Below are 21,437 nucleotides of genomic sequence, written 5' to 3' on the forward strand. Positions count from 1 at the left end.
CTTTTGAATTTTATTATTCAGGAAATAATAGGGGAAATGGTATTAAAGTTTAAGAGTTTTCTAGAATTTAAATTAATACTCTACTGCAATTTTTTTGCATTTTCTTCCGGTGAAGAATAATAATTATCCAGTCCCTTATCCTTAATATATTTGGGCTCGATATTCGAAAATAAACTATTCCTAGTTGACTCTTTTGAAAATTCGATTATGGTTTTTTTCGACTTTAATAAATGAACGTCCCAAATAATCCCTGCGAATTTATTATCAGAACCACTTACTGTTATCGCTTCTTTTGTACTCTTGGAAACTTGAATTTGAAGTCCGCTAAAATCATTGCCAGAACTTTCATTTGGTACACTCATCGAACCTTTAATGTCAATAGCACTTATACAATCATCCAATGTGAGATTTATAAAGCGATTTCCGTTAATAAAGCTATATTTATCATCCTTTGGTTTAACAGCTTCTAATTTAACCCCGGTATGGAAGCCTGCAATTTTCAAATCAGAAAAATTAACAAAACAAATGAAATGACCAGGCCCACCTGCGTATAGATGAAGGGCTGTCCCTTTATGTGATCCGCTATTGTTTAAGATGGTTACATTTTTGATTTGTGTTCGATCCGCCGACCAAATTTTTTGATTACCATCTAAATAAATAACATCTGAATCAAAGTTAGAGTGATTTATTTCGATAATCCCATTTGTGATGGACGCATTCTTTTTCAGGACAATTGCTTGGAAATTGCCTTCTATACTTAATCTAGTATTTTGATCAAACTCTAATTCAACACCCTCTTTTAATACTAACCCTTTCGAGATAATATAATTCTTATTCCCTTGCAGCCTTACTTTTCCAAGTTTCGAATCATAGCTATAATTTATGGCGTCCTGTATGGCTTTATAATCGTCTTTTGAATCTTCACCATTAGCTCCAAATTCATCGACATTAACATAATCGTTTTGTAAACTACCTGCCCTTGTTACCTCTTGGTTTCTCTTGGTCATGTTATCTTTGTCATTGAAATAAAACACAAGTATAACTGCTGCAAATATAATCGCTGAAAAATATAGAATTGTACCCCTTTTGTTCATAATTGCTCCTAACAATTCATAATATCCACTTTATATGAGTTATAAATATCCACTAAAACGAACGGTGAAATATAGTTATTCCACGAATAAGTACTTTTTCTTCGATTCGCTTTCAAACCAATGATAAGTTTTAATTAGACCCTGTTGAAAGTTATGAAGTGGTTCCCAATCAAGTTCCCTTATAATCTTTGAATTATCCAGCCTTGAAAACTTGATATCACCTTTCTTAGGCTCTTGATAGATTACTTTCTTTATATTGGCCAAATTCTCCAGGATATAGATTAAATCATTAACGCTTGTCTCAGTATTTGTGGATAGATTATAGACCCCTTTCAATTCAAATTGGACACCGCGATAAATAGCATCAGCAACATCTTCTACATAGATAAAATCCCTTGTTTGCTCTCCGTCACCATAAACATGAAGAGGATGTCCCTCTAAAACATTATTAATAAAAATGGAAATAACCCCGCCTTCGCCCACTGTTCCTTGTTTTGGACCATAGACATTTGAAAAGCGATAGCTGAGGGTTTCAACACCAAATACTTCCATCCATTTATTACAGTAAATTTCTCCAACCCATTTATTGATTCCATATGGGGATAAAGGGTTGCACAAAGCATCCTCTTTTAATGGAATTTCTTCATTAAGCCCATAAACCGCTGCTGAGGAGGCAAATACTACTTTTTTTACTCCGTATTGATCTGATAATTGCAGGATATTGGCTAAACCGAGGACATTTGAATGAGTATCCAGGTAAGGGTTCTCCATTGATTTTGTTACATTGACTTGTGCTGCTAGATGTACAATGACATCGAACCTATTAGATTGAAATACTTCCTCACACATTGGGTCTTCTACACTAAATTGATAAAATTTATGTTTGAATTTTACATTTTCCTTATTTCCTGTTGTGAGATTATCAATTATGGAAACTTCATGACCTTCCAAAAAAAACTTTTCTGCAACAAAAGAACCAATAAATCCATACCCACCCGTTACCAGAACCTTCATGATTTCACCCCTGTATCCTATTGATTTATTGGTATATTCTCATGAAATACCTTTTAAGAAAATTTCACTGTTTGTAATATAGAACAAATCAGTTAAAAAAAATAAAATGTGTTTTTGACCAACTCTAAATTCGTTAATAAGAACATTATAATCCTTACAATCAAAAAAGCAAATTTAAAAAAGCTGAATTTCGCTTAATTTTTTATAAAAATTGGCAATTTCCTTTAAAAAATTTAAGTTATTACGATATTTCGTTCTTCAAAAAGAACTAATTATGTTGTAAAATATAGTTAGCGAAACATAATTTTAATTAATATATTGAATTTTTTTCCAAGATAGGCTGTTTTGCTTTCTTTTTAGGAAACACTTGATAGATTACATGTTAAGTATTACTACTAAATAATTATGGTAATGAGGAGAAACTTATGATTGGAGAGCGAATAAAAAAATTAAGATACGAAAAAGGGTATTCCATTACTGAACTTGCGGAGCTTGCAAATGTCTCTAAGTCCTATTTAAGCTATATTGAGCGTAATGTTAATAAAAACCCCTCTATTCATTTTTTAATGAAGCTAGCAAAGCCTTTAGATGTTTCCTTGGAGTTTTTACTAAATGGAGTGGATCAGTCTGCTAATGCTCCGGGTCCAAATAAGAAAGAACTATTGGACAAGGAGTGGCAATTGATTATCGAAAAGGCCATTAAAGATGGTATGAATAAGGATGATTTTAAAGAATATATGAACTTTATTAAATTTAAAAACTGGGAAAAAAATAGATGAAAACGCTTTACTTATTTAAATGGTTAAAAAACCAATTGACACAATGTCCTCTTTGTAGTAAATTTTATTAATAATCTAAATATTTGTTTTCTTATCAAGAGAGGTTGAGGGAATGGCCCGAAGACACCTCAGCAACCTTCAATGTATTTTTCATTGAAAAGGTGCTAAGTCCTGCAAATTATTTTTTAATTTGCGAGATAAGAAGAATGACAATGTGGTCGTTTAGCAAAAGTCTTCTTCTTATAAGAAGGCTTTTTTTATTTATATAAACAAGGAGTGTGCATTATGTACAAAATTGATACGAAATTAGCCCAAATTGGAAATCGAAGTGAGACTGCAACCGGAACCGTTAACCCGCCTGTTTATTTTTCAACTGCCTTCCGCCATGAGGGGATCGGGCAATCAACTGGGTTTGATTATATTAGAACCGGAAATCCAACACGCCAGCTTCTTGAAAAAACAATCGCTGATTTAGAAGGCGGTGATCAAGGCTTTGCCTGCAGTTCAGGAATGGCAGCCATTTTAACGATTCTTGCCTTATTTGAATCTGGTGATGAATGGCTTGTAAGCGAAGATTTATACGGTGGAACTTACCGTTTATTAGAAAAAGGCTATAAAAAGTGGGGCTTGAAAAGCCAATATGTGAATACGTGTTGTCCGGAAGAGATTGAAAAGAAAATTTCTCCGCAAACAAAGGCTATTTTCCTTGAGACTCCAACCAATCCGCTTATGCAGGAATCCGATATTGCCGAGGTATCAAAGATTGCCAAAAAGCACGGGATTCTCCTGATTGTTGACAATACCTTCTATACTCCTCTATTGCAGCAGCCGATTGCACTTGGTGCGGATATCGTTATCCACAGTGCAACGAAATATCTAGGCGGGCATAATGATGTTCTTGCCGGGCTAGTTGTCGCAAAAGGCAAAGAACTTTGTGAAGCCTTGGCCTTTCATCATAATGGCGCGGGTGCAGTTTTAAGTCCATTTGATTCCTGGTTATTAATGCGCGGAATGAAGACTTTATCGCTTCGGATGAAGCAGCATGAGAAGAATGCAAAGGCTGTAGTTGAATATCTTTCCACGCATGAAGGTGTAACAGATGTGCTTTATCCAGGACGAGGAGGAATGGTTTCCTTCCGAGTAAAAGACGAATCGTGGGTCAATCCATTTTTACAAAATTTAAAGCTGATAAGTTTTGCTGAAAGCTTAGGCGGCACCGAAAGTTTTATTACCTATCCAGCAACACAAACCCATGCGGATATTCCAGAAGAAATTAGAATTCAGTCCGGTGTATGTAATCGTTTGTTGCGTTTCTCTGTAGGCATTGAGGATGCAGAGGATATCATTTTTGACCTGAAACAGGCATTAGCCAAAGTGAACGAAGGAGTGATCGTGTAATGGGAACAGAAGAATATTGTTTTGAGACGAAGCTTCTTCATAACCGGCATAAAGTGGATCCTGTAACAGGGGCGGTAAGCGTGCCTATTCAGCATGCTTCAACCTTTCATCAATTTGATATCGATAGTTTTGGAAAATATGATTATGCCCGCAGTTTAAATCCAACCCGTGAAGCGCTTGAAGATGTGATAGCCGAATTAGAAGGTGGAGTCAAAGGATTTGCCTTCTCCTCAGGAATGGCTGCCATCTCCACGGCATTCCTTTTGTTGTCATCAGGAGACCACGTTGTGATAACGGAAGACGTATACGGTGGTACATTCCGAATGGTTACTGAGGTCCTAACCCGTTTTGGAATAGAACATACTTTTGTTGATATGACTGATTTGGATCAAGTAAAGCAGGCCATTAAGCCGAACACTAAAGCTTTTTACGTGGAAACTCCTTCAAATCCCTTATTGAAGGTAACGGATATTCAGGCAATTAGTGAACTAGCAAAGAAAAATCATGCGTTAACCTTTGTCGATAATACCTTTCTTACACCAGCATTACAAAAGCCTCTAGAATTGGGTGCCGATGTTGTCCTTCATAGCGCCACCAAATTTCTTTCGGGCCATAGTGATGTAGTCGCTGGACTTGCTGTTGTGAAGGATGAAAATTTGGCAAAGAGACTTTATTTTTTACAAAATTCCTTTGGCGCAATTCTTGGAGTTCAGGATGCCTGGTTGGTGCTTAGAGGACTAAAGACGCTTCATGTCCGGCTGGAGCACTCACAAAAATCCACCTTAAAGATTGCTCAATTTTTACAGGCGAATCCGCTTGTTAAAAAGGTTTATTATCCTGGATTAGAAGACCATCCTGAATTTGAATTGCAGAAAGCACAGGCTGAGGGTGCAGGCGCAGTTTTATCGTTTGAGCTAGCTGATGAAGATGCAGTTCGTTCCTTTGTATCAAACGTTAAAATCCCTGTCTTCGCAGTAAGCCTTGGTGCAGTGGAATCGATTTTATCATATCCGGCTAAAATGTCCCATGCGGCCATGCCACAGGCAGAAAGAGAAAAGCGAGGAATCAAAAATAGTTTGCTGCGGCTATCAGTAGGATTAGAAAACGCTGACGATATAATAAAGGATTTTTCTCAGGCCCTAGCGAAACAGTATCAAAATGATTTGGTTTATTAACAAGGAGAAATGTATATGAGCTTTTTAGAAAAATTAAAAAATCAAATCTTAATAGCTGACGGAGCCATGGGTACTTTATTGTATTCGTTTGGTAAGGATAGTTGTTTAGAGGAATTGAATCTTTCTCAGTCAGATCATATTCAAAATATTCACAAAGCCTACATTGATGCTGGGGCGGACGTGATTCAAACCAATACGTATGCTGCAAACTATTTAAAGCTGCAAAGGTATGGTTTAGAGGATTCTGTTAAAGAAATTAACAGTGCAGCAGTCTCTATTGCAAAAAAAGCAGCAGCCCAAAATAGTACTTACGTCCTTGGAACAATTGGTGGAAATCGAGGTGTTAAGCCAGATTCCATTACATTAGAAGAATTAAAGCGCAGCTTTCGCGAGCAATTATATTGCCTCCTTCTTGAGGGTGTGGATGGATTATTGCTTGAAACCTTTTACGATCTTGAAGAACTTGAAACGGTTCTAACCATAGCCAGAAAAGAAACAAAACTGCCGATTATTGCGCAGGTATCACATCAAGAGCCTGGAATTTTACAGGATCGGACTCCTGTCAATGACGCTTTAAAAAGACTCGAAGCTCTTGGAGCGGATATCGTCGGTCTTAATTGCCGGCTAGGTCCGCATCACATGTTATTAGCTTTGGAACAGGTTGAATTGCCTGAACGTGCCTTTCTTTCCGCCTATCCAAATGCCAGTCTACCTGCCTACACGGACGGAAAGTTCCATTATAATGAGGGCGATAGTAATTATTTCCGAAGTTCTGCAAAAGCGTTCCGTACACAAGGAGTGCGGCTGCTTGGCGGCTGCTGCGGTACAACGCCTGAACACATTAGGGCCTTTGCTGAGGAATTAAAGAATAGTGTTCCGGTTACTGAAAAAGTAGTACAATTAAAACCAAAGAAAATCATTATCGAACCACCTGTAAGGGAGCATACTCCTCTTCAGGAAATTGTGAAAGAGAGAACATCGGTTATCGTAGAATTAGACCCACCTCGAAAGCTGGATACCACAAAGTTTTTCGAAGGGGCTAAAGCGTTGAGGGAAGCAGGCATTGACTCTATCACTCTAGCGGATAATTCCCTTGCTACAGTTCGTATTTCCAATGAATCATTGGGATATCTAGTGAAGGAACAATTAGGAATGCGGCCGCTCATCCACATCGCCTGCCGCGATCGAAATATTATTGGCTTGCAATCCCATTTAATGGGCCTTCATACGCTCGGTATGCATGATGTTTTAGCCATTACAGGCGACCCCGCAAGAGTAGGAGATTTTCCGGGAGCATCATCCGTTTACGATGTGTCTTCATTTGAGTTAATCAAAATGATTAAGCAAATGAACGAAGGCTTGTCTTATTCCGGAAAGGATTTGGGGCAAAAAACGGCTTTTAGCATTGCTGCAGCCTTTAATCCTAATGTCCGCTCGCTTGAAAAAGCTGTTAAGCGCTTGGAGAAAAAGATTGAATTCGGGGCCGATTACTTTATCTCTCAGCCTGTTTTTTCAGAAGAAAAATTACTTGAAGTCTATGAAAATACGAAGCATTTAGATGCACCTATCTACATTGGCCTTATGCCGCTGACAGGCAGCAAGAATGCAGAGTTCCTTCATAATGAAGTGCCGGGGATCAAAATTGCTGATTCTATTCGTGAACAGATGGCCAATTTGAACGATAATCCGCTTGCAGCAACCCGCCTGGGAATTGACATCACAAAATCCTTAATCGATGCTGCCTTAGATTTATTTAACGGGATTTATTTAATCACACCGTTTTTACGGTATGAATTAACCGCTGAGCTTGCTCAATATGCCAATCAGCGGGCAAGTGAAGTGAGGAGGAGCAACATTGCCGAAAACATCATTTAATGATCAACTAAAGAAACGAATCCTCGTTATGGACGGAGCCATGGGAACAATGCTCCAGCGTGTCAACCTTACCGCTGATGATTTTGGCGGCGAGGAATTTGAAGGATGTAATGAAAACCTGAATTTGACCGCCCCTTCTGTTATTGCCAACATACATCGGGAATATCTTGAAGCTGGAGCCGACATCATTGAAACAAATACCTTTGGTGCCACAAGCATTGTCCTTGATGAGTATGGACTCGGCTATAAGGCCTATGAAATCAATAAAATTGCCGCGATGATTGCTATCGGTGAGGTGCAAAAGGTTTATTCAGAAGATTGGCCTCGTTTTGTGGCTGGCTCCATGGGCCCGACCACCAAAACGCTAAGTGTTACCGGTGGGACGACGTTTGATGAATTAACGGCAAGCTATGAAGAACAAGCGCTTGGGTTAATTGACGGCGGTGTGGACCTTCTATTGCTTGAAACAAGCCAAGATATGCTGAATGTAAAGGCTGGTTTCGCAGGGATCCAAAGTGCTTTTTCAAAAACTGGTACAACACTTCCTATTGTGATTTCAGGAACAATTGAACCAATGGGCACTACACTTGCTGGGCAAGCGATTGAGGCATTTTATATTTCGGTGGAGCATATGAATCCTGTTGCTGTAGGGCTTAACTGTGCTACAGGACCAGAGTTTATGCAGGATCATATTCGTTCTTTATCAGAGCTTGCTACAACGGCAGTAAGCTGTTACCCTAATGCCGGTTTGCCAGATGAAGAAGGACACTACCACGAAACACCGGAAATTCTGGCGAAAAAATTAGCTGATTTTGCTGCTCATGGCTGGCTGAATATTGTTGGTGGATGTTGCGGAACTACTCCAGAACATATTAAAGCAATATCTGATGCCATGAAAAACTTTAAACCTAGAGAAACAAAACAGTCTACTGTACACATGGTTTCTGGTATTGAACCTTTTGTATATGATGACCCTACATTAAGACCTATCATGGTTGGTGAAAGAACAAACGTTATTGGCTCTCGTAAATTTAAGCGATTAATTACCGAAGGAAAATTTGAAGAGGCTTCTGAAGTTGCCCGCGCGCAGGTTAAGGGCGGAGCGCATGTTATTGATATTTGCCTTGCTGACCCAGACCGTGACGAAATCGTTGATATGGAGAATTTTATTAAAGAGGTTGTAAAGAAGGTTAAGGTTCCTCTTGTTATAGATTCTACTGATGAAAAGGTTATTGAAAAGGCGCTTAAATATTCTCAAGGTAAAGCAATTATTAATTCGATTAATCTTGAGGACGGAGAAGAACGTTTTGAAGCGGTTGTACCATTAATACACAAATATGGCGCTGCAGTAGTCGTAGGCACCATTGATGAGAAAGGCATGGGAGTTACAGCAGAACGAAAGCTGGAGATTGCCAAACGTTCCCATGACCTTTTGGTAAACAAATACGGTCTTAAATCCCAGGATTTAATTTTTGATCCACTTGTTTTTCCAGTTGGTACGGGAGATGAGCAATACATTGGTTCTGCCAAAGCAACAGTTGAAGGGATTAGGTTAATTAAGGAGGAGCTTCCCGAAGTTCAGACCATCCTTGGTATAAGTAATGTTTCTTTCGGTTTACCGCCAGTTGGAAGAGAAATATTAAATTCTGTGTTCCTATATCACTGTACACAAGCTGGCCTCGATTATGCCATTGTAAATACTGAAAAGCTTGAACGCTTTGCATCTATTTCAAAAGAAGAAGTAAAGTTGGCTGATGATCTTTTATTTACGACAACAGATGAAACATTAGCTACTTTTACGGAGTTTTACCGTGGCAAAAAGAAAGAAGCAAAGAGTACTGTACCTGATATGACCCTAGAAGAACGTCTCTCCTATTATGTTGTTGAAGGCACAAAAGAAGGTTTGCTTCCTGACCTGGATCAAGCTCTTAAGGTATACCCTGCCCCACTTGATATTATTAATGGTCCTTTAATGGATGGGATGAAAGAAGTGGGCCGTCTTTTTAATGATAATCAACTTATTGTGGCTGAGGTTCTACAAAGTGCTGAGGTAATGAAAGCAGCAGTTGCTTTTCTAGAGCCCCACATGGAAAAAGGCGATGTCTCGGCATCAAAAGGGAAAGTTATATTAGCAACGGTTAAAGGTGATGTTCATGACATCGGGAAAAACCTTGTTGATATCATTCTAAGCAATAATGGCTATAATGTGGTTGACTTAGGAATTAAAGTGACTCCGACCGATTTGGTTCAAGCTATTAAAAATGAAAAACCAGATATGGTTGGACTTTCTGGTTTGCTAGTTAAATCGGCGCAGCAAATGGTGTTAACAGCACAAGACATGAAGGAAGCAGGACTTTCTATGCCTATTCTAGTTGGCGGTGCTGCACTTTCCCGTAAGTTTACAGATACAAAAATTGCTAAAGAGTACGATGGACTAGTCCTTTATGCTAAAGATGCCATGACCGGATTGTCACTTGCTAATCAGCTGCAATCACCTGAAGAACATCAGAAACTGCTGGCTGAAAAACATGAAAAACTGGCAGCAGCTGAGATTCCAAGAGAAATTCCAATCCGGTCTGGGGTATCTGTTGCAGTAAAACCAAAACCATCTGTATCTACAACGGTTCCCGTTTATACTCCAATGGATACAAAAAGACATATCTTAAGGTCTTATTCTTTATCACATATTGAGCCTTATATAAATATGCAAATGCTTATTGGACATCACCTTGGAGTCAAAGGTAAAATTGCCAAATTAATCGCGGAAAAAGATGAAAAAGCTTTAAAAGTAAAAGAGGTGGTTGATCAATTGCTTGCTGGTGCAAGTGCAAACAATTGGATTACACCTCAAGCTCTTTATCAGTTTTTCCCTGCACAATCAGACGGGAATAAGGTAAATATTTATAATCCAGAAAATCCAGAGGAAATCATTGAAACATTTGATTTCCCTAGACAAGAGTCTGAGCCTCATCTATGTTTGGCGGATTTTATTAAATCTGTTGATAGCGGAGTTAAGGATTATGTTGGTTTCTTCACTGTTACAGCTGGCAGAGGTATTCGGGAAAAAGCGGATGAATTCAAGACCGCAGGACGTTTCCTTGAAAGTCATGCCCTTCAGGCATTGGCGTTAGAAACTGCAGAGGGTTTTGCCGAATTAATTCACCGACAGATGCGTGACCGTTGGGGCTTTCCTGATCCACTAAACTTTACAATGCAAGACCGGTTCGCCGCTAAATATCAAGGTCAGCGATTCTCGTTCGGTTATCCGGCCTGTCCTGATTTAGAAGATCAGAAAAAATTATTTAAGTTAATTAAACCTGAAGAAATCGGTATTGAATTGACTGAAGGCTGCATGATGGAACCTGAGGCTTCTGTTTCAGCCATGGTGTTTGCACATCCAGAAGCTAGGTATTTTAATGTTTTGAGATAAAATAGTTAGATGATTTTTTCCGCGGATTTTATTAATATTTCCGCGGATTTTTTATGTGTTTTCGCGATTTTCCTCAGTTATTTCGCGGAAAATATAATGGTTTCCGCTTAAGCTGATACTAATTTCGCAAACACACTTACCTTGACATTTTTCACTTAAAGGAATATAGTTACCTAGGTAACTAATTAAACTTTGGAGTGAATCCTCATTGAATACCCACGAATTGTTCCATACACTGCATCAGCTTTCACGACATCTAACTAATACACTTAATGAGGCATTGAAACCATTAGGATTATACGGTTCACAATGGTCGGCAATTTTCGTTTTAAAAACAAAAGGCTCTTTAACTCAAAAAGAATTATGTGATTACCTTTTTGTTGAAGCACCTCCGATGACCCGAACCATTCAGCGTTTAGTAAAGCAGGGATACGTTAGACAAGTACCTGGTAAGGACAAGCGGGAAAAAATTATCCAATTAACTGATAAGGCATTATTAGAGTATCCAAAGTGGGAAAAAACAGTATTTGAAACAAATGAATCAGTTTTAAAGAACCTTCCAGAAACATCACAGGAAGAACTATTAAGATTGCAAAAAAGCTGGTTACAGCAGCTTAAATAAGGAGTGCATCATATGGATCGAACAAAATTATGGACGAAGGATTTTATTGGTATTTCCTTAAGTAACTTTTTTCTTTTTCTAACCTTTTATTTCTTACTCGTAACACTGCCAAATTTCGCACTGCAGGAGTTTCACAGCAGTGCTTCTGAAGCTGGTCTGATGACAACAGTATTTTTAATTTCTGCCATTATTTCACGCCCGATTGCCGGCAAATGGCTAGAACGTGCTGGACATCAAAAAATTCTTTTAACCGCCCTTATCTTATTCTTTGGCGCATCGCTATTTTACTTTTTTCCAAAAACAATTTCTGGTATGTTGATCATTCGTTTTTTACATGGGATTGGTTTTGGCATGGCGACCACTGCTGCCGGTACCATCGTCGCTGACCTTGTCCCAGCTTCGCGCAGGGGTGAAGGCATGGGATACTTTATAATGTCTGCCAATTTAGCAATGGTTCTTGGTCCTTTCATCGGGATCACCGCAATGAATTCATGGGGACCAAAGGTATTGTTTACTCTAAGTGTGGTTGGAGCATTGGCTTCACTCATTGCTGGACTTTTTATAAAAATTGCAAAAAGAGAACACACAAAAACAGAAGTTGCTTATTCAAGTTTTTCGTTTCGCAACTTTTTTGAAGCTTCAGCAGTTCCTATTTCATTGATTGGCGCATTCTTTGCACTTGTTTATTCATCGATTCTTTCCTTCGTCAATGTGTATGCAAATGAAGTACATTTATCAGCGGTTTCAAGCTTATTCTTTGTAGTTTATGCAGTTGTTCTTTTAATCTCAAGACCTTTTACTGGCAAATTGTTTGACCTTCGTGGTCCAAACGTGATTGTTTTCCCTTCTATTGTACTATTTGCCATCGGGATGTTTCTTTTAAGTAATAGTGGTACAGCCGGTACATTCCTATTTTCAGCAGGACTGATTGGTTTAGGGTGGGGAACACTTTTTCCAACCTTCCAAACCATTGCCCTTCAAGATGCCCCTCCTAAAAAACGAGGGCTTGCGACTGCTACCTTCCTATCGATATTTGATACCGGTATTGGATTAGGGTCATTTGTGGTAGGCTTGTTAGTAGCAAAAATAGGCTTTGGCTCGTTTTACTTTATAAGTTCATTTTATATCCTTATTGGGATTGTTCTTTATTACTTCCTTCATAGCCGTAAAAAAGAGCAAGTTAAGCAATATGAAGAGCGGGTTAATTAAACTCGAAGACCCCCTTGATTTTCAAGGGGGTCTTTACTATTATTTTTGCTTCAGAATTTCATTTATTTTTTCATATTCTTCGATGTCAATTTCCCCTGATGCCAATCTTTTTGCCAGGATTACCTGTGCATCGGCATTACCTTGAAAGCAAAATCTGCCTCTACGCCGCCACATAATAAAATTAGCTGCAAAGAAAGCAATGAAAAGTAATGGAAAAATAAATGCGAAAGGGTGAAAATATCCCCAATGATGCATATAAATCAACTCCTAAATTTTAATGATTTTTCCTTAAGAAAGTCTGGTGGTACTAACTCTTTTCCCCCATGGTTTAATTACTGAAATAATGTACATCAGCACGAGTGATAGGATTTGAATAATAATCCCAGTCCAAAGCTCGGTTTTGACAAAGAAAAGGTCATTTGTTTTGCTTATAGCTTGAAGAGTCCAAGTGTACATTCCCCAGAAGTTAAGAAAGATACAAAGCACCGTAAGGCCCTCCTTGGCAATAATCCAGTAATAGCTGAACAATCCCCATTTTGTCCAAACGGAAAGTAGAATGCCTGTTACGGTCATTCCAATGGTAGAAGCTCGCAATGATGTTTTCGAAAGAATATGCATGGCTTGATAGCATGTTTGTATTAATTCTTTATCACTTACAGAAGCCGCTGTAATACTAAAAATAAGAAAAGCCGTCATATTCCCGAGCATGATTGCTGCAAATAATAGATGAAAAATCAGCAGCCATTTCTTGGTTTTATGCGAAATCTTCAGCCCTATCACCTCCTTGATGTTTTACAAGCTTTAGTTTAAACAGAATATCTAAACTCCTTCTAAAGCATTTCTTAAATATTTCTAAACTATTTTGAAATTGCGGAATCGGACTCTCCCTTTTGCCTTTACCGAGTCTTCTATAGCCTTTCTTGCAGAATCGGACTCTCCCTTTTGCCTTTGCCGAGTCCTCTATAGCCTCTATAGTGGACTCGGACCCTTCCTTTTTGCTTTGCCGTGTCATCAATAAAAAAACAGGATGCCCCGCGATAGTGGGACATCCCAACAAACAATTTATTGTCCTTTAAACCGATACCCCGCTCCCCAAACTGTTTCAATATAGTGAAGATTGGATGAATCGGTTTCGATTTTCTCACGAATTTTTCTGACATGAACGGTTACAGTTGCGGTATCCCCCATCGATTCAAGTCCCCAGATTCGTTCAAATAGGTGCTCCTTCGTAAAAACCTGATTAGGATGAAGGGCTAAGAAGGTTAACAAGTCAAATTCCTTCGCTGTTAAGATTACCTCCTTTTCATGAATAAAAACCTGGCGGGAGGATTTATTAATCTGCAGGCCTCGGATTTGTATTTCATCGAGCGGTACACTTTTTCGAATCAGCCGCTCATATCTCGCCAAATGTGCTTTAACTCTGGCGACAAGTTCACTTGGACTGAATGGTTTAACGATATAATCATCGGCCCCCAGTCCCAACCCGCGAACCTTATCTATGTCGTCATTTTTGGCCGTAACCATAAGAATGGGTATATCTTTGTCTTTTCGAATTTGCTTACAAATATCAAACCCATTCATGTTTGGCAGCATTAAATCCAGCAATATTAACCGATAGTTTTGATTAAGGGCAGCTTCAAGCCCCGTTTTTCCATCTGTTGCAATTTCTACTTCAAAACCTTCAATTTCTAAATAATCACGTTCCAGTTCCGCAATACTCCGTTCGTCTTCAATGATTAGTATTTCACTCATTATTCGTCACCTTTACCATTAGATCTTGGAAGAGTAAAATGGATACTTAAGCCGCCACCAGAAGAATTTTCTGCCCAAATTTCACCGCCATGGGCTTGAATGATTTGGGCTGCTATAGCAAGTCCAAGACCGCTTCCACCTGTATCTGAGCTGCGGGAAGGGTCGCCACGATAAAAACGGTCAAATATATTGGCAATCTCATCAGCTGGGACTCCGGGCCCGTTGTCACATATTGAGACCTTTACCATTTTCCCCTGTTCTTTGAAGGAAATCTGTATTCGGCATTTACCTTTTTCGATATATTTCACACTATTAAAAATAATATTATTTATTACTCTGATGATTTTATCTCGGTCAATAAAGACCGCTATCCGGAAATTCGTCACCATGACTATCTGCGTTCCTTCATCGCTCAAATCCAGCCTTATTTCCTCCAGATAATCTTCTAAAAAAAGGTTCAATTCCACTTTTTCAAAATTAAATGGGACACTATTAACGTCTAATTTTGAAAAAAGAAAAAGTTCATTGATCAACCGGTCCATATGAGTTGCTTTGACATGGATGGTATCTAAGTAACGCTCGAGCTTTTCTTTTGTATTGGCAACCCCATCTTTAATTCCTTCTACGTAGCCCCGAATAGATGTAATGGGTGTCTTTAAATCATGAGAAATATTAGCGATGAGTTCGCGGCGATTATTTTCATATTGTTCCCGGAGATCGGCTGATTTCTTTAATTTCTTTCTCATTTCATCAAAGGATTTTACTAGTTTTCCTAATTCATCTTTTCGGATCGGTTCTAGATGGAAATCAAGATTACCAGCACTAATTTTGGAAGCAGCTTCGGACATTTGATTAATTGGCTTAAGAATTCGTCTTGACATCAAATAGGAGAGCACAGAATTTGTTAGGACCAAAATAAGCACAAATCCAATGAATATCATCGGAAAGAATCTCCTCGCAAATTGGATAAAAGGCACCCCTTTATCGAGTAATAGTATAGTACCTTCTGTCCCGTCCTTAAAATAAAAATCATGCTGCCTTATTGAATAGGGCTGCTGTCCAAGCCTGACCATAGGCTGATAGCCTTCATTGCCGAACGCTGGCAGCTTTTCTTTTTGTAACTTACTTACATTATCAGATGAAAACAATACTTTTTTACTTTTTCGAATAATGATGCCGGCATTCTTATCCTCCAATTCCATGGATAAGGTAACCTGAAATGAAGGGTTCGAAAATTTCTCCTCTTCTAAAGAGGCTGTTTTCTTCAACTGATTAAATAATTCAATATTTTGCCCCCCTGTCCCTGTTTGCCAGCCACGGTGATAGTTATTGCTAAGAAGTTTAAAATCGCCGCTAAATAAGACATTCAACAGAGCAAAATAAAGAATAAAGATGAGGGTCGGCATAATGACCATGGCAGCATTCGAAAGAAAGAGACTTTTACGAATTGACATGAAAATCCACCTTTAACAATTTGCTATTACTTTAGAATAAACCTAAATTCTAAAGAACACATAATGAATTTCTTAAATTTTTATAAATTTACTATTCTCGATTAAACAATTGTTATATAATGGAATGAATTATATTTTAGGAGTGATTAATTTGGCAAAATCTAAAGCCAAGAAATTACGCGAAAAGCTTTCGCGTGAAGGGAAAATGAATCCAGAAGTAAAGCGCAGTTCATTTGTTCATGTAGATATGAGGACACGAGTAACAAAGACCAAGAAAGAGCATTTATATCAATTTAAACACAAGAACCATCAATCCCAGGACGGAAATGATGGTTCTTTTTATTTTGCTGCTAACGACAGATGTTTGATTAAAATCTGATTTTCCAAATAAAGTCGCTGCGCTTCTTCTATAGACACTGTGGAGAACTGAACAACGGTGTCAGGCACCGCTTGAGCAAGCAAGGGAATATCGGCAGAAATAACGGTGCCAATTCTGGTGTAGCCGCCGGTCGTTTGGCGCTCTGCCATTAAGATGATGGGCTGCCCGCTTGCAGGGACTTGTATTCCACCAAAAGGAATAGGATCAGAGATAATATCAGGACCACCAATATGCTCTAACTCTGTACCTTTAAGCTGCAGGCCCATGCGATTGGACTTTGTTGTTATAACAAATTCTTCAGAACAAAAAACCTTAAGAGACTCTTTAGTAAACCTCTCCAGATGCGGCCCGGGAATAAAACGTACATTAATTTGTTTTTTACACTGTGGAACTAGTTGAGGAGGCAAGGATTTGAAAGGCTTTTTTATGAACGGGTTCCCATCCAAAATATCCTCTTTTTTTAAGGCACGTCCCTCGAATCCTCCAAATCCTCCGTTTAAAAAGGTTGATTTACTGCCTAATACAATAGGGACATCAATTCCTCCCGAAATCGAAATATAGACTCTGGCACCATTTTCACTAGGACCTACTGAAAGAATTTGCCCTTTCTTAATTAAGAAACCCTTCCACTTGTTTACTTCACAACCATCCACTTTTGGTGAAAAATCCCCACCGCAGATCGCTATAGTCATATCACTTAATGCCTGTAAAACAGGGCCAATTAAAGTTGCCTCCAACACAGCTTCATTTGAAGGGTTCCCTACAAGAAGATTAGCCACTTGCATTGAATAAGGATCCATGACACCTGATGGGCTGATACCGAATTGCTGGTAGCCAAATCTCCCCAAATCCTGAACTGTTGTTTGCAGCCCAGGCTTAATCACTTTAAAAATAGCTTTTTTCATTGATCACGCCAGCTTTTACGGATGAGAATGTTTTCTTTTTCAAGTGCATGTTTTAAATTTAATACAAACTCTAACGCCTGGGGCTCATCACCGTGGATACAAATCGTATCGGCATTTATATCGATTTCCTTCCTATCCACTGTTTCTACCTTCCCCTCTTTTATCATGCGAATCACTCTTTTTATTGCATAATCAGCATCATGGATGATGGCGTTTTTTTCTTTCCGGGAGGTCAATGAACCATCCCACTGGTATGTACGATCAGCAAACACTTCTTCTGCCACTTGCAGACCTTTTTCTTTCCCGGCCCTCACTAGCTCACTATTTGCAAGCCCGTACAAGACAATAGTAGAATCAAAATCAGCAACAGCTTCGGCAATAGCATCCGCCATTTTACGATTTCCTGCTGCCATGTTATACAATGCACCATGCGGTTTGACATGCGCAATTTTCGTTTCGTTAACTTTACAAACAGCGTCCAGAGCACCGATTTGATAGATAACTAGGTGGTATATCTCTCGGGGGGAAAGAACCATTTCACGTCTGCCAAAACCAGCGAGATCCGGAAATCCAGGGTGCGCACCAATTCGTACTCCAGATTTTTTTGCAAGCTTAACAGTTTCAAACATTACGTTGTGGTCACCAGCATGAAAGCCGCAGGCTAAATTGGCGCTCGAAATATGCTTTAATACCTCTGCATCATTTCCAATTCTATACGCCCCAAAGCTCTCCCCCAGATCACTGTTTAAGTCAATCACCTTCATTATTTTCACCTCTTTTGTATGTCTGGACTATATAGTCTTTTGCCTTTACTAATTTCTTGATTCTAGCATATTCTTGTTCATCAATTGGGTGAAATTTAATATAATTCCCCGCAGAAAAAAGAATCGGCGAAGATCTCTCTCTATCAAACAACTCAACAGGAGTAATCCCTAATATCCTCCAGCCAGAAGGAACCTCTGAAGGATATATTCCGGTTTGATTCCCGCCAATCCCAACCGAACCTGGTGCGACACTTGGTCTTGGGTGTTCAAGTCTTGGGACCGCCAGCTTAGAAGAAAGTCCTCCCAGATATGGAAAACCTGGGACAAAGCCCATCATATAGACGAGGTATTCCTTATTACTATGCAATGAAATAACCTCATTCTCCCTTAGATTATGGCAGGCAGCAATATACGATAAATCAGGACCATTATATAAGACTGGAATCTTATAGACGAGCGGTTGTATTGGCTTTTCTTTATTTTTTTGAGCGTAAATCGCATTCACCTTTTCAACTAAAGAAGAATAACTAATGGTTTCTGGCCGATAATAGATGGCAACCGTATTATAAGCAGGTACCCATTCTATAATCCCCTCCAATTTTGCTGCAACCAGCTTGGAAGTAAACAATTGAATTTCCTAATGTATTTCTTCACTAATAACACTCCCAAAAGAAACCCGGATAGCCCCATCACCAAGCGGAACAATTTCTATCATAACTATCACCTTCTTTAATATTACAGTATATGGATGTAAAAATAATACAAAAGAATCTTATCAATCACTTTTTTTCCCAATATCTCTAAACAAGCAATTCATTTTACTTTCATTTTTTGATACGCTACGATAATACAAGATATAACTTTAAAAGTGGAGGTTTTGAAGATGTTTGATGTTGTAGTTATTGGCGCAGGCCCTTCTGGTGCTAGTGCTGCCTTATTTACAGCTAAAGCTGGCAAGAAAACTCTGGTAATCGATAATGATAAGAGCGTGACAAAGAGAGCCTGGATGGAAAACCATTATGGCGTTTTAGAAATCTCTGGACCAGACCTTGTTGAAACTGGCAAAAAACAGGCGAGCAAATTTGGTGCAGAACTAGTTACAGCTACTGTAACAAACGTAAGTAAAACCGACGGTGGATTTAAAGTAGAAACGGACCAAACTGAATATGAAGCAAAACATGTCATTGTTGCAACTGGTTTGTTGGCTGACCTTGCTGAAAAAATCGGCTTAACTACAAAGCCAGGAACTGAACCAAGAATTAAGACGATCCTTGATGTTGATGCTCAAGGGAAAACAAATATTGAAGGAATTTGGGCAGCCGGGACGATCGCAGGTGTCAGCATGCACACCATTATTACGGCTGGTGACGGTGCAAAAGTGGCCATCAATGTAATAAGTGAAATAAATGGCGAGCGCTACGTTGACCACGATGTTTTAAAATAATGAATGATTTAATCCCCTTACAAATAGGGGATTTTTTTTATTGTTTAAAATTTATTTTATTTCACTCATCAGTTAAAATAGTCATCAGGAGGAGGACCCTTGGCAATTATGGCCATTACCCTATAAGACCATTTTAAGGAGATTTTTATGATAAAAAAAGACAGTAATATAAAACCTGTTGTTACGGGCTTACTATTAGGGATCCTGATGGCAGCGATGGATAACACGATCGTCGCAACCGCAATGGGAACCATCGTTTCCGAACTTGGCGGACTTGACAAATTTATTTGGGTAACCTCAGCCTATATGGTTGCTGTTATGGCGGGTATGCCGATTTTCGGTAAGTTATCCGATATGTATGGGCGGAAACGCTTTTTTATTTTCGGTTTAGTTGTTTTCCTTATTGGGTCCGCTCTCTGCGGTATCGCCCAGAGTATCGTTCAGTTAAGTGTTTACCGAGCGATCCAGGGAATAGGCGGAGGAGCGCTTATGCCAATTGCCTTTACGATTGTTTTTGATATTTTTCCACCAGAAAATCGCGGTAAAATGACGGGCTTGCTTGGTGCCGTATTTGGAGCATCCAGCGTTTTAGGACCGTTGCTTGGTGCCTATATAACTGATTATATCAGCTGGCATTGGGTTTTCTATGTAAATGTTCCGATTGGCATTGTTTCGATTATTTTAATCGTTCGTTATTATCATGAGTCACTGCAGCACTCGAAGCAAAAAATAGACTGGGCTGGTGCGATTACACTCATTGTTTCAGTGGTAAGCTTAATGTTTGCACTTGAATTAGGCGGAAAAGAATACGACTGGGATTCCATCCAAATCATTGGCTTATTTGCGAGCTTTTTTGTCTTTTTTGTTGCCTTCTTCATTGCTGAATTAAAAGCAGCTGAACCAATTTTGCCACTATGGCTTTTCAAGCGGCGGTTGTTTGCAACTTCACAAATCTTGGCCTTTTTATATGGCGGCACTTTTATTATTTTAACGGTGTTTATTCCTATTTTTGTGCAGGCAGTTTATGGGGGAAGCGCGAAGAATGCCGGACTTATTTTGACTCCAATGATGCTGGGCTCTGTAGCCGGAAGCTCGATTGGCGGTATATTCTTAACCAAAACTTCTTATCGAAATTTGATGATTATTTCCATTATTTCATATGTTATTGGCATGTATCTACTCGGAACCTTGACTGTTGATACCGCACGCTGGTTATTGACCGTTTATATGATTCTTGTCGGTTTCGGTGTAGGGTTTTCTTTCTCGTTATTACCGACGGCATCGATGCATAATTTAGAGCCGCAGTTCCGCGGAACTGCGAACTCTACGAATTCATTCCTACGTTCATTTGGGATGACGCTTGGTGTTACAATCTTCGGTACGCTGCAAAACAACTTATTTACCGACAAACTCAAAGAGGCGTTTAAAGTCATGCAGGGTGCAGGGGGAGGACAAGGTTTCCAAATGGGCGATCCACGACAAATTTTCCAGGCTAGCGAGCGCTCGAAAATCCCTAGCTTTATCTTGGATAAAATTGTCCACGCAATGTCGGATTCGATTACGCATACTTTCATGCTGACATTAATCCCGATTGCACTAGCAGCCATTACGATCTTTTTCATGGGCAATGCCCGTGTTATCGTGAATAAAAAGGGAACTGCGAAAAGCTAACATAAACAAGCACCGGACCACTTAGGTCCGGTGCTTGTTTATTCTCATTATTTCCACATTTATACCTCAAGACTCTGCCCTTCTTCAACAATGTGAAACATAAGATGGGCAAGATGATGAATGGGGCCGTATTCCTGGTCTTCTTCTTCCATTTCTTCGCTAAATCCAAGATCACTTAAGTAAAGCGCCATAAATTCATAGAAATCCTTCAACTGGAATGAATAACAAGCCATTGGCTCCTCATTGTCCTCTTCATATTGGAGCACCATGTATGAGACCAGCCCGTCAGCATCCTCTCCATCAAAAAAAACAAAAAAGCCAATGTTGGTATCGAGTTCAAATAAATGCCGCGTTCCGCCTTCGGTTGCTTTATCAAAATCCTCTTTACTTAGTTTTTGAATTTGCATTGCATCTACATTGTCTTCTTGGTGAAAACCAACAACAAATGATTTCATCGTATCCTCAGTCCTCT

At 39.1% G+C, this 21,437-nt stretch carries 20 protein-coding genes and 1 riboswitch; of the genes, 10 read left to right on the top strand and 10 right to left on the bottom strand.

The features are described 5' to 3' along the window. Positions 1–80: 80 nt before the first annotated feature. Both LC455_RS14465 and LC455_RS14470 read right to left on the bottom strand, forming a co-directional pair. Positions 81–1,094: a glycoside hydrolase family 55 protein gene (locus LC455_RS14465; RefSeq protein ID WP_223591818.1), complete on the bottom strand. Its 1,014-nt coding sequence runs from the start codon at positions 1,092–1,094 to the stop codon at positions 81–83. Positions 1,095–1,169: 75 nt separating this feature from the next. Beyond that, positions 1,170–2,108, bottom strand: a complete 939-nt coding sequence (locus LC455_RS14470) for an NAD-dependent epimerase/dehydratase family protein (RefSeq protein ID WP_223591819.1) — start codon at positions 2,106–2,108, stop codon at positions 1,170–1,172. A gap of 425 nt (positions 2,109–2,533) precedes the next feature. Here LC455_RS14470 and LC455_RS14475 point away from each other — a divergent pair, with 425 nt between their 5' ends. The 7 genes from LC455_RS14475 (at position 2,534) to LC455_RS14505 (ending at position 12,596) form a co-directional block, all read left to right on the top strand. Further along, positions 2,534–2,887 (top strand): XRE family transcriptional regulator, encoded by a 354-nt coding sequence (locus LC455_RS14475; RefSeq protein WP_223591820.1) that lies wholly within the window; start codon positions 2,534–2,536, stop codon positions 2,885–2,887. A gap of 88 nt (positions 2,888–2,975) precedes the next feature. Next, positions 2,976–3,091, top strand: a riboswitch (SAM riboswitch). A gap of 81 nt (positions 3,092–3,172) precedes the next feature. Next, positions 3,173–4,285 carry a methionine biosynthesis PLP-dependent protein gene (locus LC455_RS14480; protein WP_223591821.1) on the top strand — a complete coding sequence of 371 codons (1,113 nt, stop codon included), beginning with the start codon at positions 3,173–3,175 and terminating at the stop codon, positions 4,283–4,285. Beyond that, a complete protein-coding gene (gene metC, locus LC455_RS14485) occupies positions 4,285–5,460 on the top strand; it encodes a cystathionine beta-lyase (RefSeq protein ID WP_223591822.1) in 1,176 nt (391 codons plus the stop codon). The genes LC455_RS14480 and metC overlap by 1 nt, the downstream gene beginning before the upstream one ends. A 15-nt stretch (positions 5,461–5,475) precedes the next feature. Further along, positions 5,476–7,335, top strand: a complete 1,860-nt coding sequence (locus LC455_RS14490; RefSeq protein WP_223591823.1) for a bifunctional homocysteine S-methyltransferase/methylenetetrahydrofolate reductase — start codon at positions 5,476–5,478, stop codon at positions 7,333–7,335. Further along, complete coding sequence (gene metH, locus LC455_RS14495) at positions 7,316–10,765, top strand: methionine synthase (protein WP_223591825.1); 3,450 nt, start codon at positions 7,316–7,318, stop codon at positions 10,763–10,765. Before LC455_RS14490 ends, metH begins: the two co-directional genes overlap by 20 nt. 208 nt (positions 10,766–10,973) lie before the next feature. Further along, positions 10,974–11,387, top strand: coding sequence for a MarR family winged helix-turn-helix transcriptional regulator (locus LC455_RS14500; RefSeq protein ID WP_223591826.1), 414 nt, complete (start codon positions 10,974–10,976; stop codon positions 11,385–11,387). A 12-nt stretch (positions 11,388–11,399) separates the two neighbouring features. Then, positions 11,400–12,596, top strand: a complete 1,197-nt coding sequence (locus tag LC455_RS14505; protein ID WP_223591828.1) for an MFS transporter — start codon at positions 11,400–11,402, stop codon at positions 12,594–12,596. A 39-nt stretch (positions 12,597–12,635) separates the two neighbouring features. Here LC455_RS14505 and LC455_RS14510 read toward each other — a convergent pair whose 3' ends face one another. The 4 genes from LC455_RS14510 to LC455_RS14525 all read right to left on the bottom strand — a co-directional run bounded on the left by LC455_RS14510 (position 12,636) and on the right by LC455_RS14525 (position 15,802). Beyond that, positions 12,636–12,851, bottom strand: a complete 216-nt coding sequence (locus tag LC455_RS14510) for a hypothetical protein (protein WP_223591830.1) — start codon at positions 12,849–12,851, stop codon at positions 12,636–12,638. Between the two features lie 33 nt (positions 12,852–12,884). Continuing rightward, positions 12,885–13,376, bottom strand: coding sequence for a hypothetical protein (locus tag LC455_RS14515; protein ID WP_223591831.1), 492 nt, complete (start codon positions 13,374–13,376; stop codon positions 12,885–12,887). 282 nt (positions 13,377–13,658) lie between these two features. Beyond that, complete coding sequence (locus LC455_RS14520) at positions 13,659–14,348, bottom strand: response regulator transcription factor (RefSeq protein ID WP_223591832.1); 690 nt, start codon at positions 14,346–14,348, stop codon at positions 13,659–13,661. Continuing rightward, on the bottom strand, positions 14,348–15,802 hold the full coding sequence (locus LC455_RS14525) for a sensor histidine kinase (protein WP_223591833.1): 1,455 nt from the start codon (positions 15,800–15,802) through the stop codon (positions 14,348–14,350). Before LC455_RS14525 ends, LC455_RS14520 begins: the two co-directional genes overlap by 1 nt. 151 nt (positions 15,803–15,953) lie before the next feature. Between LC455_RS14525 and LC455_RS14530 the strand changes: the two genes are divergently transcribed. Then, the gene (locus LC455_RS14530; RefSeq protein ID WP_223591834.1) at positions 15,954–16,181 is read left to right on the top strand and encodes a hypothetical protein; all 228 of its coding nucleotides are present in this window, start codon (positions 15,954–15,956) and stop codon (positions 16,179–16,181) included. On the opposite strand, the gene LC455_RS14535 is transcribed toward LC455_RS14530, so the two are convergent. From LC455_RS14535 to pxpB, 3 genes are read right to left on the bottom strand one after another with little or no spacing between them, the layout of a single operon-like run. Further along, complete coding sequence (locus LC455_RS14535) at positions 16,142–17,086, bottom strand: biotin-dependent carboxyltransferase family protein (protein WP_223591835.1); 945 nt, start codon at positions 17,084–17,086, stop codon at positions 16,142–16,144. The genes LC455_RS14530 and LC455_RS14535 overlap by 40 nt on opposite strands. Next, positions 17,083–17,850 (bottom strand): LamB/YcsF family protein, encoded by a 768-nt coding sequence (locus LC455_RS14540; protein ID WP_223591837.1) that lies wholly within the window; start codon positions 17,848–17,850, stop codon positions 17,083–17,085. Before LC455_RS14540 ends, LC455_RS14535 begins: the two co-directional genes overlap by 4 nt. Beyond that, positions 17,837–18,478, bottom strand: coding sequence for a 5-oxoprolinase subunit PxpB (pxpB, locus tag LC455_RS14545; protein WP_223591839.1), 642 nt, complete (start codon positions 18,476–18,478; stop codon positions 17,837–17,839). Before pxpB ends, LC455_RS14540 begins: the two co-directional genes overlap by 14 nt. 255 nt (positions 18,479–18,733) lie before the next feature. Here pxpB and LC455_RS14550 point away from each other — a divergent pair, with 255 nt between their 5' ends. Both LC455_RS14550 and LC455_RS14555 read left to right on the top strand, forming a co-directional pair. Then, positions 18,734–19,294: an NAD(P)/FAD-dependent oxidoreductase gene (locus LC455_RS14550; RefSeq protein WP_223591841.1), complete on the top strand. Its 561-nt coding sequence runs from the start codon at positions 18,734–18,736 to the stop codon at positions 19,292–19,294. Positions 19,295–19,441: 147 nt separating this feature from the next. After that, entirely contained in the window at positions 19,442–20,965 is a 1,524-nt protein-coding gene (locus LC455_RS14555) for an MDR family MFS transporter (RefSeq protein ID WP_223591842.1), read from the top strand. A 59-nt stretch (positions 20,966–21,024) separates the two neighbouring features. Here LC455_RS14555 and LC455_RS14560 read toward each other — a convergent pair whose 3' ends face one another. Continuing rightward, positions 21,025–21,420 (bottom strand): cytosolic protein, encoded by a 396-nt coding sequence (locus LC455_RS14560; protein WP_223591844.1) that lies wholly within the window; start codon positions 21,418–21,420, stop codon positions 21,025–21,027. Positions 21,421–21,437: the final 17 nt, after the last annotated feature.

Source organism: Neobacillus bataviensis, assembly GCF_019969725.1.